Source organism: Paracoccus sp. SJTW-4, from assembly GCF_047716885.1.
Classification (GTDB): Bacteria; Pseudomonadota; Alphaproteobacteria; order Rhodobacterales; family Rhodobacteraceae; genus Paracoccus; species Paracoccus solventivorans.
The window spans coordinates 1246326-1263841 of record NZ_CP136681.1; the positions used below are offsets into that span (position 1 = coordinate 1246326).

Sequence of the window (17516 nt, forward strand, 5' to 3'; positions counted from 1 at the left end):
CCGCAGGCGGGCTGGGCGGCGCGGCAGACCGGGGCGGCGACGCCCGGGCCGGCCGTCACCGCGCCCGGCCAGGCAGCAGGAAAGGAACGACATGCACTTCTTGACCGGCGACTGGATCGGGGCGCTGTTCCAGGTCATCGCAATCGACCTCGTGCTGGCGGGCGACAACGCCATCGTCATCGGGCTGGCGGCCGCCGGCCTGCCGCGCGACCAGCGCAACAAGGCGATCCTGATCGGGATCGGCGCCGCCACCGTCATGCGCATCGGCTTTGCGCTGATCACCACCCAGCTGCTGGCGATCACCGGGCTGCTGCTGGCGGGGGGCATCCTGCTGCTGTGGGTGTCGTGGAAGATGTGGCGCGAGCTGCGCTCGGGCGCGGGCCATGACCATGTGGCCGCGCACGAGGCGCTGGCCGACGCCGACGTCAGCATCGCCGAGCGTCCGGCCGAGGGCAAGCGCAAGACGCTGGGACAGGCGGTGACGCAGATCATCATCGCCGACGTGTCGATGTCGCTGGACAACGTGCTGGCGGTAGCCGGCGCGGCGCGCCATCACCTTGACGTGCTGGTGATCGGGCTGGTGCTGTCGATCGCGCTGATGGGGCTGGCCTCGACCTGGATCGCGCGGCTGATCAACCGCTTCCGCTGGATCGCCTGGATCGGTCTGCTGATCATTCTGTTCGTCGCCCTGCGGATGATCTGGGAAGGCTGGCACGAAGTCGCCGTGGCGATGGAGATGGCAGCCTGAGCCGCCGCCACCCCTCCCCCTGACACCAAGGCGCCGCCGCGATCCCATCGCAGCGGCGCAATGCTTTTGCGGCCAGCGGCACCGCCGCAAATCTTCTTTCATCAGAACCGCCTGGACCGGCCTGCTGAACAGCATGTTCATCGGCCTGCGGATGATCTGGGAAAGGCTGGCACGAAGTCGCCGTGGCGATGGAGATGGCGGCCTGAGCCGTCGGCCCCTCTCCCCCTGACACCCAAGCGGCCGCCGCGATCCCATCGCAGCGGCGCAATGCTTTTGCGGCTGGCGTCACCGCCGCCGCCCGCCGTTCTCTTTCATCTTGCCCTGAATATCCGGGACTTCCGCGCACCCGGAACAGAAGGCGGGTCAGGAAACCGCCCTCAAGGCCATTCCTGCCGGTCCGGTGCACCCGTTTCCGGCAGTAAGGCAGGGGCAGCACCCCCGCCCGCACCGCCCGGGCTCAGGCGTCCTTCGGCAGCACCCGCAGCCGCAGCTCGCGCAGCTGCTCGTTGGTGGGCTCGCTGGGCGCGCCCATCATCAGGTCCTCGGCGCGCTGGTTCATCGGGAACATGATGACCTCGCGGATGTTCTGCTCATCCGCCAGCAGCATCACGATACGGTCGATCCCCGCCGCGCAGCCACCGTGCGGGGGGGCGCCATAGCGGAACGCCTTGACCATGCCGCCAAAGCGCTTTTCGACCTCGGAGGCCGGATAGCCGGCCAGCTCGAACGCCTTGAACATGATCTCGGGCTTGTGGTTGCGGATCGCGCCGCTGACCAGCTCATAGCCGTTGCAGGCGAGGTCGTACTGATAGCCCTTGACCGCCAGCGGGTCGCCATTGAGCGCGTCCAAGCCCCCCTGCGGCATCGAGAACGGGTTGTGCGAAAAGTCGATCTTCCCCTCGTCGGTCTTTTCATACATCGGGAAATCGACGATCCACGCGAACTTGAACTGGTTCTCGTCGATCAGCCCCAGCTCGCGGCCGATCTCGGTGCGGGCGCGGCCGGCGACCGCCTCGAAGCTCTCGGGCTTGCCGCCCAGGAAGAACACCGCGTCGCCCTCGCCCAGCCCCAGCTGGGTGCGGATCGCCTCGGTCTTTTCAGGGCCGAGGGCCTTGGCGATGGGGCCGGCGGCCTCGGTCACGCCGTCCTCGGCCTTTCGCCAGAAGATATACCCCATCCCCGGCAGGCCCTGCGCTTGGGCGAACGCATTCATCCGGTCGGCGAACTTGCGCGAGCCGCCGCCGGGGGCGGGAATGGCGCGGATCTCGGTGCCGTCCTGTTCCAGCAGCTTGGCGAAGATGCCGAAGCCCGAGCCGCGGAAGTGGTCGGACACCACCTGCATCTCGATCGGGTTGCGCAGGTCGGGCTTGTCGGTGCCGTATTTCAGCATCGACTCCGCATAGGGGATCAGCGGCCAGTCGGCATCGACGCGGCGGCCGTTGCCGAAGGTCTCGAACAGGCCCTGAATCACCGGCTGGATGGCGGCGAACACGTCCTCCTGCTCGACAAATGACATTTCCACGTCGAGCTGGTAGAAATCGGTGGGCGAGCGGTCGGCGCGCGGGTCTTCATCGCGGAAACAGGGCGCGATCTGGAAATAGCGGTCGAAGCCCGCGACCATGATCAGCTGCTTGAACTGCTGCGGGGCCTGCGGCAGCGCATAGAACTTGCCCGGATGCAGCCGCGAGGGCACCAGGAAGTCGCGCGCCCCCTCGGGCGACGACGCGGTGATGATCGGGGTCTGGAACTCGGTGAAACCGGCGTCCCACATGCGGTCGCGCAGCCATTTCACCACCCGCGACCGCAGCATGATGTTGTTGTGCAGGCTGTCGCGGCGCAGGTCGATGAAGCGATAGGCCAGCCGGGTTTCCTCGGGGTAGTCGTGGTCGCCGAACACCGGCAGGGGCAGCTCGTCCGCGGGGCCCAGCACCTCGACCCCGGTCGCATAGACCTCGATCTCGCCGGTGGGCAGCTTGGGGTTCACCAGGCTGGCGTCGCGCAGCTTCACCCGGCCGTCGATGCGGATCACGGTTTCCGCGCGCAGCCGCTCCAGCACCGGAAACGCGGCCGAGTCGCTGTCGGCGATCACCTGGGTGATGCCGTAATGGTCGCGCAGGTCGATGAACAGCACGCCGCCATGGTCGCGCACCCGGTGCACCCAGCCCGACAGGCGCACGGGGTTCCCGGCGTCGGTGGCGGTCAACTGGCCGCAGGTGTGGCTGCGATAGGCGTTCATGGCGCGTCCCCTTTGTTTTCGGTCCCGCATCAACGCCGCCAGCGGCGCCAAGTCAAGCAGCAGCGACGCCTAGAACGGCGCCACCACGTTGCCCGACCAGAAATACCGGCCCATGCCGACGGTGAACAGCACGTTGCCGGCGATGGCGTGCAGCACCCAGGTCGCCGGAAAGCCGCGGCGCTGGTAGGTCTGCGCAAAGATCCAGCCGCCGGCAAAGGTCAGCGCCGCCACGACCCATGACCAGTACATCAGATGCGCCAGCGAAAACAGCGCCGCATTGGCCAGCGCCGCCCGGCCCGGGGTCGGGAACAGCCGCCCGTAGCGGTGAAAGAACAGCGCGCGGAAGATCAGCTCTTGCGGCAGCGCCGACAGCAGCGGGTAAAGGCACCACAGCATCAACAGGAACCGCAGCCTTTCGGGCGACAGATGCGGCAGGAACCCGGGGTTGCCCCAGCGCATGATCGCCAGCCCCACCGCCGCCACCGCCAGCCCGAACAGCGCCGACCAGCCCCAACGCACCCTGCCCCAGCCCCGCAACAGGTTGCGCCAGTCGAAATTGCCGGTCCACCACAGCAGCCCCAGCCCCGCCAGCGTGAAACCGAACAGCGCCCCGAACATCAGCCGGGGCGGCAGCAGCAGCGCGATGGCCAGCGGCGCGCCGACGAACAGCGCCACGAACTCGGCCCAGAGGGTGGCGCGCCGCTCCATCCGCTATCGCTGCATCCTTGCGCCCAGCCACATGTTCCACTGCGCCCGGTTGCCGGCAAAGGCGTTCAGGTCGACATTGCCCCGGAACCCCGGCGCGGTGCCGGTGCCGGTATATTGCCAGAAGGTCCAGCGCTGGCCCGGATAGGTCTCGCGCGGGTGGTCGGCGACCGAGCGCAGCCAGAAATCGGCGTTCAGGTGGCGGATGTTGGTGTCGCGGTAGAAATCGACCGTGGTGTAGATGATCGGCCGCTGCCCGTAATACTGGGTGATGACCGAGATGAAGGCCGAGACCTCGCGCTGGACCTCGGCGGCCGAGGGCTTGTGGCGGCAGTTGCGCGAGGCGTGGTTCCATTCCAGGTCCAGCACCGGCGGCAGCGCGCCGCGCTCGCGCGGGACATTGGCGATGAACCATGCAGCCTGCTCGGCCCCGCCGCGGCAGAAGTAATAGAAGTGATAGGCGCCGCGCGGGATCCCCGCCGCCCGCGTCTGGGCCCAATAGCGGCGGAAGTTGGGGTCCGAGTGGTCGCCCCCCTCGGTCGCCTTGATGAAGGCGAAGCTGACCCCGGCCCGGCGCGCCGCATGCCAGTCCACGTCGCCCTGATAGCGCGAAACGTCGACGCCATGCACCGGCAGGTTATAGGGGTGGCCGTGCTTCCATACATGGGGCGCGGTATCGCCGAACGCGGGCACCGCGCCGCCCGTATAGGTGCCGCCGACGATGCCGCGATGCCCGCCGCCGCCGCAGGCCGCCAGCGCCGCCACCGCTACCAAGGCAGCCGCCCTGATCCAATGTCTCATGTCCCGCCTCGTGAAGTTTCTTGGTATCTTTGGCGGGGATTATTCCACAGGCCAATGCCCAAGACCACGCCGGGATTTTCGGCGCGGTCGCGTGGCAGGATCACGAACGCGTCAGGCCCTGCCGCCTGCACGCGCGCCGGGCCGCGCCGGGTCAGTTCACCCCCGGCACCAGCTTGCCCGGGTTCATGATGTTGTTGGGGTCCAGCGCCCGCTTGATCGCCTGCATCGCGGCAATGGCGTCCTCGCCATGCTGGTCGCGCATCAGGTCCAGCTTGCCGATGCCCACCCCGTGTTCGCCGCTGATGGTGCCGCCGACCTTCAGCGCCCGCTCGGCCATGCGGCGGGCGATGCGCTTGGCGTCGGCGATCTCGGCCTCGTTGCCCGGCTCGACCAGCATCAGCGTGTGGAAATTGCCGTCGCCGACATGGCCGACGATATTGCCGAAGATCCCGGCCTCCTCCATGTCCGCGGCTGCCGCCGCCACCGCGCCGGGCAGTTCCGACATCGGCACGCAGATATCGGTCACCACCCCGGTCGCCCCCGGCCGCAGCTTCAGCGAGGCGGTGTAGGAGGCATGGCGCGCCGCCCACAGCCGGTTGCGATCGTCGCGGTCCGAGGCCCACTCGAACCCCTCGCCGTGATTTTCGGCCACCACGGCGCCGAACGCCTCGGCATCCGCGCGCACCGAATCGGGCGAGCCGGTGAACTCGACCAGCAGATGCGGCTTTTCGGGGTACCGCTCGACCCCGAGCTCGAGGTTGATCGCCCGCATCGCCAGCGGGTTCATGAACTCGATCCGCGCCATGGGGATGCCCATCTGCATGGTCTGCGCCACGCAGGTCACCGCTTCGGTCAGGGTGGGAAAGGCGCAGACGGCGGCCGAGATATCCTCGGGCTGACCGTAAAGCCGCAGGGTCAGCTCGGTGATGATGCCCAGCGTGCCTTCCGAACCCACCATCAGCGCGGTCAGGTCATAGCCGGCGCTGGATTTCGCCGCCCGCGTGCCGGTGCGGATCACCCGCCCGTCGGCCAGCACCACCTCGAGCGCCAGCACGTTCTGCCGCATGGTGCCGTAACGCACCGCAGTGGTGCCGCTGGCCCGGGTCGCGGCCATGCCGCCCAGGCTGGCATTGGCGCCGGGATCGATCGGGAACATCAGCCCGGTGGCGCGCAGTTCGGTGTTCAGCGCCGCGCGCGTCACCCCGGGCTGGACCACGGCCAGCATGTCCTCGGGGCGGATCTCAAGCACGCGGTCCATCCGCATCAGGTCCACCACCAGCCCGCCATGGATCGCCAGCGCGTGGCCTTCCAGCGAGGTGCCGGTGCCCCAGCCGATCACCGGCACGCCATGGGCGTTGCAGATCTTCAGGATCGCCGAGACCTCGCCCGTATCGACCGGAAACGCCACCGCATCGGGGGGCGGCGCGCGGTGGAACGTCTCGGACGCCCCATGCAGCGCGCGTTCGGATTCGCCGGTCGACAGCCGCTCGCCCAGGACGGCGCGCAGTTCGGACAGGACATTCTCGGATATGGGCATTTTCGGACTCCTCAAGGCCGGCGCAAATCTGCCACCGCGCCCCGCCGCCCTCAAGACCAGATCGCGCCCCTGCGGCAACAGGGGCTTTCATCATGGCCCAAATATCCCGGGGGCTTGTAAGCGCCCGGAAAACAGTCCTGTGGACTGTTTTCAGCGAACAAGGCCACGGCAGTGGCCGCAGACGGCGGGGGCAGCGCCCCCGACTGCCCGCGCCGTTACAGCGGCGCCGTCGCCTGTTCCAGCCAGCCGCGCAGCCCCTCGGGCAGCAGCGGCCCGATCTCGGTGCGCACCCTGGCGTGATAGGCGTCCAGCCAGGCGATCTCGGCCCGGCTGAGCATCCCCGGTTCGATCAGCCGGCGGTCGATGGGGACCAGGGTCAGGGTCTCGAACCCCAGCATGTCGCGGCCGTCTGGGCTGGGGGCGGGCTCGACCGCGATCAGGTTCTCGATGCGGATGCCCCACTCGCCCTCGCGGTAATAGCCGGGCTCGTTGGAAAAGATCATCCCCGGCTCCAGCGGCAATTCCGAGCGGCGGGAGATCCGCAGCGGCCCCTCGTGCACGCAGAGCGCCGCGCCGACGCCGTGGCCGGTGCCGTGGTCGAAATCCAGCCCCGCCGTCCACAGCGGCGCGCGCGCCACCGCCTCGATGTCGCGCCCGGCCATGCCGCGGGGAAAGCGCAGCCGGCTCAGCCCGATCATCCCCTGCAGCACCCGGGTATAGGCATCGCGCGCCACCTCGGACGCCGGGCCGGTGGCGATGGTGCGGGTGATGTCGGTGGTGCCGTCGGGATATTGGCCGCCCGAATCGAGCAGCAGCAGATCGCCCGGGCGGATGGTGCGGTTGGTGGCCTCGGTCACGCGGTAATGCACGATGGCGCCGTTCGGCCCGGCCCCGCAGATGGTGTCGAAGCTGATGTCGATGGCTCCGGCCTCGACCCGGAAGCGTTCCAGCGCGCGCACCACGTCGATTTCGGTGAAGCGGCCGGGCGCCTGCGCGTCGATCCAGGCCAGCGCCCGGATCATCGCCACCGCGTCGCGGCGATGGGCGGCGCGCATTCCGGCCAGCTCGGCCGGGGTCTTGCGCGCCTTGGGCAGCGCCACCGGGTCGCGGTCGCGGGCGATCTCTCGCCCCGCCGCTTCCAAGGCGCGAAACACCGCCTCGGGGGCGCTGTCGGGGTCCAGCCGCACCACGCCCGGCAGCGCCGCCAGCCCGGCGGCGAACTGCTCGGGCGGGGCAATGGTCACGCCGTTGCCCAGATGCGCGCGGACCTGCGCGTCGAACTTGGCGGGGTCGGCGTAAAGCCCGACCCGGCCTTCGGCGTCCACGGTGGCAAAGGCTTGCACCACCGGGTTGCGGGGGATGTCGGCGCCGCGGATGTTCAGCAGCCAGGCGATGGAATCGGGCAGGGTCAGCACCGTCGCCCCCTGCCCGGCCGCGCGCAGCACCTGCGCCACGATCCCGCGCCGCTCGGCCGCGCTTACCCCGGCCAGCGCCGGGTCATGCACCCGCGCGGCCCCCTGCGGCGGCGCCGGGCGGTCCGGCCAGATCGCATCGACCGGGTTCGCAATCGCGCGCAGGGTGACGCCGCTGCCGTCCAACCCGCGGGACAGCGCCTCGATCTCGGCACGGCTGTGCAGCCACGCATCGAACCCCAGCGCGCCGCCATGGGGCAGCGCCTCGCGCAGCCAGGTGGCGGCCGAGGTTTCCAGCCACGGCACCGGGGTGAAGATCGCCGGGTCGGTCTCGGCCCGCACCTGCACGCGGTAGCGGCCGTCGATGAACACCCCCGCCTGCAGCGCGGTGACGATGGCGAAACCGGCGCTGCCGGAAAACCCGGTCAGCCAGCGCAGCCGCGCATCGGCATCGGCCACGTATTCGCCCTGCCAGGCATCGGCGCGCGGCACGATCACCGCGTCCAGCCCCTCGCGCGCCATCAGCCGGCGCAGCGCCGCCACCCGCGGCGCCGCGGCGGCGGGGTCGGCGGCATTGCTGAAATCCTGCCACATGGTCATCCCTCGCCCGCCGTCTGCGCCACGACCGCCCCCATCAGCGGCGCGATATCGTCGGCCCAGGCGCGGCCCGAGCGCCCGGCGGCGTATCCGGTGCGGAACAGCGTCTGCATGTAGAGCGGATCGAACGGCACGCTGGAGATATAGGGAAAATCCGGCGGCACCGCGGTCATCCGCAGCCGGAACCCGTCGCGGCGCGCCTGCCGGGCGATGGTGTCCATGTCGCTGTGGGCCTGCGACTTGATCATCGTATCAAGCCCGCGTTCCACCACCGCCACGGCCGAGCCCTTGGTGGCGCGCAGCTCGGGCGCCAGCTTGGAGTTGCGGATCACCCACAGGTTGCGCTGCTGCCCCCGCCGCCGCGGCAGCCGGACCGAGGGCGGATAGGCGAAGATGCCGTGGGTCACACCGCCGTCGACATGCAGTTCCGAATAGCGCTGCCCGTCCGCCACCACCTCGATCGGCACCGGCGGGAACGCCCCGGGGATCGAGGCCGAGGCCAGCAGCACCTGCCGGATCAGCTCCACCCGGTCGGGCTGCCCCGAGGCCGCGATGCGCCCGATGTCCCAGATCACCTGCCGCTGCGCATCCAGGTTGGTGGTGCCGACCAGCAGCAGCCGCCCGCGCAGGCGCTCGGCCGCGATGGCGTCGACCATCCGCGGCGTCACGATGGCGGCGATGCGGCGGCGCAGGGGCGTGGGGTCGCCCACCGCCGGCGCCCCGGTCAGCACCTGCAGCGGCTTCAGCAGCAGCACGTCGGCGCTGCGGGTCTCGGTATAGAAATGTTCCAGCAGCGGGTCGTAGCCCGGCCCCAGAAACGCCAGCGGCGCGATCAGCGCCCCGGTCGAGACCCCGGTGACGTAATCGAACTGCGGCCGGTCGCCGCGCTCGGTCCAGCCCTTGAGGAACCCCGCCCCATAGGCGCCGCCGTCGCTGCCCCCCGACAGCGCCAGCATGTCCACCCGCGCGGCCGAGGTCAGCAGATCATGCGCCGGGTCGTCCGCCAGAATCTCGGGCGAGCCGGACAGATCGCCCCAGGCGCGGATCGCATGATAGCCCGGGGGCGCCGCCTCGACCCCCTCGGGCGGCGGGTCGGCCGTAAAGCGCGCCGCGGTCAGCCCGCAGGCCGACAGCGCCGCGGGCGCTGTCAGCGCCAGCACCGCACGACGCGGCAAACGGGTGTTCAGCATCGCGAAACCTCCTGTCCCCGGCGGGCGCGTCCCGGCGCTGCCGTCAGAACCCCCGCCGACCGCCGACCGCCATGGCGCGGGCGCGCTTGCGGGGGTCGGCCTCGAACAGCGCCGCCAGCTGCTCGGTCATGGCGCCGGCCAGCTGTTCCACATCGGTGATCGTCACCGCCCGCTGGTAATAGCGGGTCACGTCGTGGCCGATGCCGATGGCGATCAGTTCCACCTGCCGCCGCCGCTCGATCATCGCGATCACGTCGCGCAGGTGCTTTTCCAGATAATTCGCCGGGTTCACCGACAGGGTGGAATCATCGACCGGCGCGCCGTCGGAAATCACCATCAGGATGCGCCGGGCCTCGGCCCGCCGGACCAGCCGCCGATGCGCCCATTCCAGCGCCTCGCCGTCGATGTTTTCCTTGAGCAGCCCCTCTTTCATCATCAGCCCGAGGTTCGGCCGCACCCGCCGCCACGGCGCATCCGCGCCCTTGTAGATGATGTGGCGCAGGTCGTTCAGCCGCCCCGGCCCGGCCGGGCGCCCGTCCTTGAGCCATTTCTCGCGGCTCTGCCCGCCTTTCCAGGCGCGGGTGGTGAAGCCCAGCAGCTCGACCTTGACCGAGCAGCGCTCCAGCGTGCGCGCCAGCACATCGGCGCAGATCGCGGCGATGGAGATCGGGCGGCCGCGCATCGAGCCCGAGTTGTCGATGAGGATGGTCACCACGGTGTCGCGGAACTCGGTGTCCTTCTCGACCTTGAAGGACAGCGGTGTGGTCGGGTTGGCGACCACGCGCGCCAGACGGCCGGCGTCCAGAACCCCTTCCTCCTTGTCGAACTCCCAGCTGCGGTTCTGCTGGGCCTGCAGGCGGCGCTGCAGCTTGTTGGCAAGACGGCTGACCGCGCCGCGCAGCGGTTCCAGCTGCTTGTCGAGATAGGCGCGCAGCCGTTCGAGCTCTGCCGGGTCGGCAAGGTCCTCGGCCCGGATCTCCTCGTCGAAAGCCTGGGTATAAACCTTGTAGTCGGGGCTGGCCTCGCTGACCGGGGGCGGCAGCTCGGGCGGCATCTCGCTATCGGGCTGCTCGGCGTCCTCGACCAGCTCGTCGTCGGACTGGTCGTCCAGGCTCACCTGGGCCTGGCGCTCCTCCTGGGTGCGATCCTGGCTGCGCTCGGGGCTGGCCTCGGTATCCTCGGCGTCGGCCTGTTCGGCGGATTCCTCGCTGCCCGATTCCTGCTGCTGCTCGGCATCCTCGTCGGGGGCGTCGGGTTCGGGCTGGTCGGGGTCCTCGCCCAGCTGGTCGCCGTAGCCGAGATCGGCGATCATCCGCCGCGCCAGCCGGGCGAATGCCGCCTGGTCGGGCAGCGCCGTGCCGACATCGGCCAGCGCCTCGGCCGCCTGCTGCTCGACGAAGGGGCGCCACAGATCGGCGACATGCTGCGCCGCATGCGGCAGCGGCCGGCCGGTGGCGGCCTGACGCAGGATATAGCCCGCCGCCGCCGCCAGCGGCGCGTCCGAGGGCGACTTGATCTGCGCAAACCCGCGCCGCTCGGCCTCGGCCCCGATCTTCGCGTCGATGTTCGACAGCGCGCCGGGCATCTCGCGCGCGCCCAGGGCCTCGCAGCGCGCGGTCTCCATCGCCTCATAAAGCTCGCGCGCCATCGGGCCGGCGGGGGCGTAGCGGGCGTGGGTGGCGGGGTCGTGGTGGCGCAGCTTCATCGCCAGCGCGTCGGCGGTACCGCGGGCCTGCAGGATCTCGTCGCGGGTCATCCGCCGGCTGACCTGCGGCAGGCGCATGGTGTCGCCCGCCACCCCCGAGGGGTCGGCGGTAAAGGTGACGGTCAGCTCATGCTCGTCGGCCAGCGCGCGCGTCGCCTCGGCCAAGGCCTTCTTGAACGGATCGGCGGGGTTGTCGGATCTTTTCATACCGGTGTTTTGAGCCGTTCGGCGGCGGCTGTCCATAAGCTTTGCCGCCGGACCGGGGCGCTGCCCCGGACCCCGGGGTATTTGCGCCAGAAAGAAGCGATGAAACCTGCGCGTGGGCGGTGCGTTCGGCTGGCGGGAACGGAAAGGAGGCGGGATGCGGGCGATGCTGGTTCTGGTGGCGGCGATGCTGCCCCTGCCGCTTGCGGCCGAGTCGCCCGAGTGCGGCGCGGCAGCCGAGGCGGCCTGGCGCGAGGGATTCTCGGCCGGGGTCGAGGCGGTGAACGCGCAGATGGGGGCGGTCACCGCGCAGATCCAGGCCGACGTGCAGGCGCAGGTGAACGCGCAGCTGGCCCGGATCGAGGCGGACCGCGCTAAGGCACTGGATACCCGGCTGGCCGAGGCGCAGGCGCAGGCGCTGGCCGCGCAGGGGCCGGTGGCGGCGCCGGCCGGGATGCCGGCGCTGCCGCCGCTGGCGCGCCATCCCGGCGGGGGAATCGCCCCGGCCGCCCCCGCGGCGCCCGAGGCGCTGCCGCCGGGCAGCACCATCACCATCACCGACCCGCAGAACCTGCCGCCCGAGCTGTTCCGGGCGCTGATGGATTACGCCGCCCGATGATCCGGGTCGGGGTGGCGCGCATCATAGGCATGGCGCGCCGCGTCGATCGCATCCGCATGGGCAAAGGTCCATTCCGCCAGCGCCGCGATCGGGCGGAACAGGTCCATCCCCAGCGGGGTCAGCGCATATTCCACCTGCGGCGGCGTCACCGGCGTCACCTTGCGGTCCACGAAGCCGTCGCGTTCCAGGTTGCGCAGCGTCCGCGTCAGCATCTTCTGCGAGATGCTGCCCAGCTCGCGCTTGAGCGCCGAGAACCGTTTCGGCCCCTGCCCCAGCGCGCGCACGATCAGCAGCGTCCATTTGTCGCCGATGCGGGACAGAAGCTCGCTAATGCGCTGGCAGGTGCCGGTGTCATGGGTGTCGGTTGGTATCATTGTGGTGCCTTCTTGCGGGGTCCGGCGCAGGTCTCTAACTGACCCGAAGTATCTTATGGAAACCAAGTTAATCACGGAGACCGCAATGTCCAAGCCCAGAATCGCCGTCATCATCAGCTCGACCCGCAAGGCACGCTTCGCCGACAAGCCCGCCGCCTGGCTGATGGAGCAGGTCGCCAACCACCCCGAGCTGGATTTCGAGCTGGTGGACCTGCGCGACTATGACCTGCCGTTCTTCGACGAGGCGGCCTCGAACGCCTGGGTGCCGTCACAGGACGAACGCGCGCAGCGCTGGCAGCAGAAGGTGGCCGGGTTCGACGGCTATCTGTTCGTGCTGGCCGAATACAACCACTCGATACCGGCGGCGCTGAAGAACGCCTTCGACCAGGATTACGTGGGCTGGAACCGCAAGCCCGGCGGCGCGCTGGCCTATGGCTCGATGGGCGGCGCCCGCTCGCTGGAGCATCTGCGCAACGTGATGGTCGAGGTGCAGATGGTGCCGCTGCGCAACGCCGTCCACATCGGCGGCAGCGATTTCTTCAAGGTCTGGAGCGGCGGCCAGAACGCCCCCCTGACCGAGATCGAGGGGATCCTGAAGCCCTCGCTGGACGCGATGCTGGACGAGCTGGTCTGGTGGACCAAGGCGACCAAGGCCGCGCGCGAGGGCTGAAGCCGGCAAAGGCGCCGCTTTGCACGCGGCGCCTTATCGGGGAATGGCGGTTTCTGACGGCTCTCTCGGCAGGGACCGCCCAAAGGCTCTGCCGCCACAATTCGGAAGTGCCGAATTATGAAAGGCAGCACCGGCAAACGCACGATGGATCGAGGCACGTTCGAGCTATTGTCGCCCGGCCCGTCACCGGCCGCCCAAAGACCGCCAGAACTGCGGGCCGATTCCAGCAGCCGCCCCGAGTTTCAAAAAAGATCGACCGTCCGGAATATCTCTTCCGGGTCGGCAACATAGCCGGCTTCCGACGGCTGCATGACGACGCAGCCGTAATTCAGGCCAAAGCCGTGGGCTACGCCACGCTCGCGCATCGTGAACCGGTCGGAGGGGATCAGGCTGACCACCCCCGCCCCGGCACGCATTGCAAAAAACGCATGATTGACGTGGCTCCCGTCGACTGTCACCACGACGGAGGCTGCGGCCAGCCGTCGATAGCGTTCGTTGAAATCGGTCGCCGCAAGGTCGATGATATCATAGCCCGCGGCCGCAAGCCGCTCGCAAAGCGCAGCTTCTCCGGCGATTGGACGGGCCACGCCACTTGCCCCGCGCTTGAGGAAAACGGGGCGGGATTCGCCCGCATCCATCCGAACGGATTGCCGCAAACGCTGCTTGAGCGTGTCATAGCGCCGGCGCTTCGACGCGCCCTGAGAGAAATCGGAATAAAGCTGAAGCTCTGCAACGCGCATTGCAGCGGCCGGGGTTGCCCTGAGGCCGAACGCCCGCGCGTAGATGGCAGTGTCCGGCCAATCGGGACGCGCATCAAGGATAACGTCCTCGGCTTCATCCGCAAGCAATGCGGTCGCACAGGCGTCCGTCAGCCAATGTCCGAAATAGATATGGCTGACCAGCGACATGCAGTAGGATTTCCGCGCCTCGGTCGCGATGGGTTCAAGTGGAAGGCGATCGAGGAGCTTTCGCGATTTCGCCACGAAACCGCCGGCGTATTCGACGCCTCCGCGGTGCACCAGGCAATCCCGCAGGGTGTATCTGACGACCGGGGCGTGAACGAAAACCGCGGCCGTTGCTACGGCCAGTTCCTGCGAGGCGGTGCTGTGGCCGGCAACGCCATGCGTCACCCTGTCCAGCATTCCCGGCAGGATGCGCAGCGGCGCAGCCGGTTCGGTCACCTCGCCTTCAATTATGTCAGTGGAAACTGCGGCGTCTTCGAGAGCTCTGCCCAAATGCAGCTTCGATTTCAGGATATTTCCGCAGGCCCGAAACCGAATCATCTGCAATTTCTCTTGTCATGACGCTGTCATGCAAGATGCACCCCATCACCCCGCCTTGACCACGGCGCTTTCCGGCAGCTCCTCGTCGAACAGGCGTTGGTAGAACTCGGCCACCGTCTGGCGTTCCAGCTCGTCGCATTTGTTCAGGAAGGTCAGGCGGAAGGCATAGCCGATGTTGTCGCCGAAGATGCGGGCGTTCTGCGCCCAGGCGATCACGGTGCGCGGGCTCATCACCGTGGAAAGGTCGCCCTGCATGAAGGCGGTGCGGGTCAGGTCCGCCAGCGTCACCATCTGGCTGATGGTGCGGCGGCCCTTTTCGGTGTTGTAGGTCGGGTTCTTGGACAGCACGATCGCGACCTCGGCGTCGTGGGACAGGTAGTTCAGCGTCGAAACCAGCGACCAGCGGTCCATCTGGCCCTGGTTGATCTGCTGGGTGCCGTGATAAAGGCCGGTGGTGTCGCCCAGGCCCACGGTGTTCGCGGTGGCGAACAGGCGGAAATACGGGTTGGGGGTGATGACCTCGTTCTGGTCCAGCAGGGTCAGCTTGCCGTCGGCCTCCAGCACGCGCTGGATCACGAACATCACGTCGGCGCGGCCGGCGTCGTATTCGTCGAACACGATGGCGGTGGGGTTGCGCAGGGCCCAGGGCAGGATGCCCTCGTGGAAGACCGTGACCTGCTTGCCGTCCACCAGCTTGATCGCATCCTTGCCGATCAGGTCGATGCGGCTGACATGGCTGTCCAGGTTCACCCGCACGCAGGGCCAGTTCAGCCGCGCCGCCACCTGCTCGATATGGGTGGATTTGCCGGTGCCGTGATAGCCTTGGATCATCACCCGGCGGTTATAGACGAACCCAGCCAGAATCGCCAAAGTCGTGTCAGGGTCGAACTTGTAGGTCGGGTCCAGATCCGGCACCCGGTCGGTGCGCTGCGCGAACCCCTTGACCTTCATGTCGCTGTCGATGCCGAAGACGTCGCGAAGGTCGATCTCTTCGGTGGGTTTCGCGTTCACATCCAGATCGGCCATCGTTCCACGTCCTTTCAGTCCTCAGGCCCGGTGATGGAACATCCTTGCCGCGTGCGCAAGGCGTGATACCTGATGCACGGGCGCTGAACCTCGCGACGGGTGCGCGCGTTGGCCGGTGGGTCCGGGGACGCACGCAGATCGCGGGGGAAGACGGGCCGGGACAGCGAAAGCGGGCGGAATGAGCGGACTGATCGCACTTCTCGACGATGTGGCGGGAATCGCCAAGGTGGCAGCGGCATCGGTGGATGACGTGGCCGGAATGTCGGCCAAGGCCGGGGCCAAGGCCGCCGGCGCGGTGATCGACGACGCGGCGGTGACGCCGAAATACGTCCACGGCTTCGACGCCAGCCGCGAGATCCCGATTGTCTGGCGCATCGCCAAGGGGTCAGTGTTCAACAAGGTGGTGGTCCTGCTGCCCGCGGCGCTGATCCTGTCGCAGTTCGCGCCCTGGCTGATCACGCCGCTGCTGATGCTGGGCGGCGCCTATCTGTGCTTCGAGGGCGCCGAAAAGGTCTGGCACGCGCTGGTCCCGCATGCCGAGCACGTATCGCCGGAAACCACCGAGCCCGACGACCCCACTCACCTGGAAGAATCCAAGGTCGCCGGCGCGATCAAGACCGATTTCATCCTCTCGGCCGAGATCATGACCATCGCGCTGGCGGCGATCCCGCCCGGGCAGGGGCTGGCGATGCGCACGGCGGTGCTGCTGGTGGTGGCGCTGTCGATCACCGCGGCGGTCTATGGGGCGGTGGCGCTGATCGTGAAGGCGGACGATTACGGGCTGGCGCTGGTGCGCACCCGCGGCGGCTGGCTGCGCGCCGCCGGGCGCACGCTGGTCAAGGCGATGCCCGGGTTCATGCAGGCGCTGACCGTGATCGGCACTGCGGCGATGCTGTGGGTCGGGGGCAATATCGTGCTGCACGGGCTGGAGGTGCTGGGCTTTTCGCTGCCTTACGAGACGATCCGCCACTGGTCCGAGCTGGCGAGTCAGGCGGTCCCGCAGGCGGCGGCGGTGGTCGGCTGGCTGGTCACAGCGGTGCTGGACGGGATCTTCGGGCTGGCGCTGGGGCTGCTGCTGATCCCGCTCAGCAACGCGGTGCTGGTGCCGGCCTGGCGGCGGGCGCGGGCGCTGTTCGGCACCCCGGCCTGAGCACCCCTCAGCCCCGCAACCCGGCGCCGCGGCGTCATGGGCCGGGCGCTTGCTCAACCCGGTTTCCTGCCCCCTCAGCTCGGCCAGTGGCGTTACGGGCCGTGGCCCCCTCAGCCGCGCAGTTCGGCCTGGTGCAGCAGGTGGAACCGCCGCTCTGCATCCTCGCCCATCAGCGCCAGCGCGGTGATCGGATGCGGTTGCGGCAGCAGACCCGCCAGCAGCGGCTGCAACCGCTGCCGCGCCTCGGCTTCCTCGGCCGCGGACAGGGCGCCGGTCAGGGTCATGTGATAGCGGAACTCCTCCATCACCCAGGGGTAGCCCCAGCGGTCCAGCAGCGCGCGCTGCGCCGCGGTCAGCAGTTCGGGGCGGCGGCGGGCGCGGTCCTCGGGGGTCAGGGGCGCCCGGAAGCCGTCCAACCCGCGCACCACCTCGGCGGCCAGCGCGGTGACGGCGGCGGGCTGCGGCTTGAACAGCAGCGCCAGCACCCCGGCGATGCGCCGCAGCTGCAACCCGGGCTCGGCCGCGACCGGCGCCAGCCCGGCACAGAGCCGCTCGAACCCTGCCACCAGCGCCGCGGGCGAACAGCCCGGCGCCAGCCGGAACGGCGCCTTGATGGTGGCGTGAAACCCGTAGCGGCGCGGGGTGGCGGCCAGCGCCCCGCCTAAGCCCCGGGTCTCGCACCCGCGGCGCGGGTCCCAGCCCAGCCACGCTGCCCCGAACGCTGCCAGCGCCGCCGGCCCCGGATCATAAACCGCATAACGCCGGTATTCCGTCACGCCCGCTTCCCTCACCGCCACTCAAACCCTTTCATCTTGCCCCAAATATCCTAGGGACTTCCGAGCGCCCGGAATAGGAGGCGGATCAGAAGACAGCCCGCAAGGCTGTTTTCCCGCCGGATGGTCCGGTGGACCGTGTTCAGCGAGAAAGGCCACGGCAGCGGCCGGGGGTGGACCCCCCGCTAGCAACCGCGCCGCCACCGCAGGCGCATGAATGCAAAAGAGGCGCCCCGCAAGGCGCCTCCTCCTCATCCGGCCATGGCCAGGATCATATGTGGCGGCCGAAGAAATCGTTCATCCGAGTCTCGACCTCGTCCTTGGCCCAGCCATAGCGTTCCTGCAGCTTGCCGGCCAGCTTGTCGCGCTTGCCGTCGATCTCGGTCAGCTCGTCATCGGTTAGGTCGCCCCATTGTTCCTTGACCGAACCCTTGAGCTGACCCCATTTGCCTTCGATGACATCCCAATTCATTGCGCAGTCTCCGT

At 69.1% G+C, this 17516-nt stretch carries 16 protein-coding genes; 4 read left to right on the plus strand and 12 right to left on the minus strand.

The window, feature by feature from the left end; all coding sequences use genetic code 11:
- Window positions 1-91: 91 nt before the first annotated feature.
- Window positions 92-748 carry a TerC family protein gene (locus RSP45_RS06105; protein ID WP_415393629.1) on the plus strand — a complete coding sequence of 219 codons (657 nt, stop codon included), beginning with the start codon at window positions 92-94 and terminating at the stop codon, window positions 746-748.
- Window positions 749-1205: 457 nt separating this feature from the next.
- On the opposite strand, the gene aspS is transcribed toward RSP45_RS06105, so the two are convergent.
- The 7 genes from aspS to cobT all read right to left on the minus strand — a co-directional run bounded on the left by aspS (window position 1206) and on the right by cobT (window position 11138).
- Entirely contained in the window at window positions 1206-2984 is a 1779-nt protein-coding gene (aspS, locus tag RSP45_RS06110; RefSeq protein ID WP_415393630.1) for an aspartate--tRNA ligase, read from the minus strand.
- A gap of 69 nt (window positions 2985-3053) precedes the next feature.
- On the minus strand, window positions 3054-3692 hold the full coding sequence (locus RSP45_RS06115; protein ID WP_415393631.1) for a type II CAAX prenyl endopeptidase Rce1 family protein: 639 nt from the start codon (window positions 3690-3692) through the stop codon (window positions 3054-3056).
- Window positions 3693-3695: 3 nt separating this feature from the next.
- A complete protein-coding gene (locus RSP45_RS06120) occupies window positions 3696-4490 on the minus strand; it encodes a GH25 family lysozyme (protein WP_415393632.1) in 795 nt (264 codons plus the stop codon).
- A gap of 151 nt (window positions 4491-4641) precedes the next feature.
- Window positions 4642-6027, minus strand: a complete 1386-nt coding sequence (locus tag RSP45_RS06125) for an FAD-binding oxidoreductase (RefSeq protein ID WP_073060334.1) — start codon at window positions 6025-6027, stop codon at window positions 4642-4644.
- A gap of 215 nt (window positions 6028-6242) precedes the next feature.
- Window positions 6243-8033, minus strand: a complete 1791-nt coding sequence (locus RSP45_RS06130) for an aminopeptidase P family protein (protein WP_415394008.1) — start codon at window positions 8031-8033, stop codon at window positions 6243-6245.
- Window positions 8034-8035: 2 nt separating this feature from the next.
- Window positions 8036-9226, minus strand: a complete 1191-nt coding sequence (locus RSP45_RS06135; protein WP_415393633.1) for a patatin-like phospholipase family protein — start codon at window positions 9224-9226, stop codon at window positions 8036-8038.
- A 43-nt stretch (window positions 9227-9269) separates the two neighbouring features.
- Complete coding sequence (gene cobT, locus RSP45_RS06140) at window positions 9270-11138, minus strand: cobaltochelatase subunit CobT (protein WP_415393634.1); 1869 nt, start codon at window positions 11136-11138, stop codon at window positions 9270-9272.
- A 154-nt stretch (window positions 11139-11292) separates the two neighbouring features.
- Here cobT and RSP45_RS06145 point away from each other — a divergent pair, with 154 nt between their 5' ends.
- Window positions 11293-11754 (plus strand): hypothetical protein, encoded by a 462-nt coding sequence (locus RSP45_RS06145; protein WP_415393635.1) that lies wholly within the window; start codon window positions 11293-11295, stop codon window positions 11752-11754.
- On the opposite strand, the gene RSP45_RS06150 is transcribed toward RSP45_RS06145, so the two are convergent.
- The gene (locus RSP45_RS06150) at window positions 11739-12128 is read right to left on the minus strand and encodes a winged helix-turn-helix transcriptional regulator (protein WP_073060348.1); all 390 of its coding nucleotides are present in this window, start codon (window positions 12126-12128) and stop codon (window positions 11739-11741) included. The genes RSP45_RS06145 and RSP45_RS06150 overlap by 16 nt on opposite strands.
- A gap of 85 nt (window positions 12129-12213) precedes the next feature.
- On the opposite strand from RSP45_RS06150, the gene RSP45_RS06155 reads away from it, so the two are divergent.
- Window positions 12214-12798, plus strand: coding sequence for an NADPH-dependent FMN reductase (locus RSP45_RS06155; RefSeq protein WP_415393636.1), 585 nt, complete (start codon window positions 12214-12216; stop codon window positions 12796-12798).
- Window positions 12799-13040: 242 nt separating this feature from the next.
- Here the strand turns inward: RSP45_RS06155 and RSP45_RS06160 are convergent, their stop codons facing one another.
- Both RSP45_RS06160 and cobS read right to left on the minus strand, forming a co-directional pair.
- Window positions 13041-14081: a glycosyltransferase 61 family protein gene (locus RSP45_RS06160; RefSeq protein ID WP_415393637.1), complete on the minus strand. Its 1041-nt coding sequence runs from the start codon at window positions 14079-14081 to the stop codon at window positions 13041-13043.
- A 45-nt stretch (window positions 14082-14126) separates the two neighbouring features.
- Window positions 14127-15107 (minus strand): cobaltochelatase subunit CobS, encoded by a 981-nt coding sequence (cobS, locus tag RSP45_RS06165; protein WP_415393638.1) that lies wholly within the window; start codon window positions 15105-15107, stop codon window positions 14127-14129.
- Window positions 15108-15285: 178 nt separating this feature from the next.
- Between cobS and RSP45_RS06170 the strand changes: the two genes are divergently transcribed.
- Window positions 15286-16257 (plus strand): DUF808 domain-containing protein, encoded by a 972-nt coding sequence (locus tag RSP45_RS06170; RefSeq protein WP_415393639.1) that lies wholly within the window; start codon window positions 15286-15288, stop codon window positions 16255-16257.
- A 110-nt stretch (window positions 16258-16367) separates the two neighbouring features.
- On the opposite strand, the gene RSP45_RS06175 is transcribed toward RSP45_RS06170, so the two are convergent.
- Together RSP45_RS06175 and RSP45_RS06180 are read right to left on the minus strand one after the other, a co-directional pair.
- Window positions 16368-17054: a DUF1045 domain-containing protein gene (locus RSP45_RS06175; protein ID WP_415393640.1), complete on the minus strand. Its 687-nt coding sequence runs from the start codon at window positions 17052-17054 to the stop codon at window positions 16368-16370.
- 247 nt (window positions 17055-17301) lie between these two features.
- Window positions 17302-17502, minus strand: a complete 201-nt coding sequence (locus RSP45_RS06180) for a CsbD family protein (RefSeq protein WP_415393641.1) — start codon at window positions 17500-17502, stop codon at window positions 17302-17304.
- Window positions 17503-17516 lie beyond the last annotated feature (14 nt).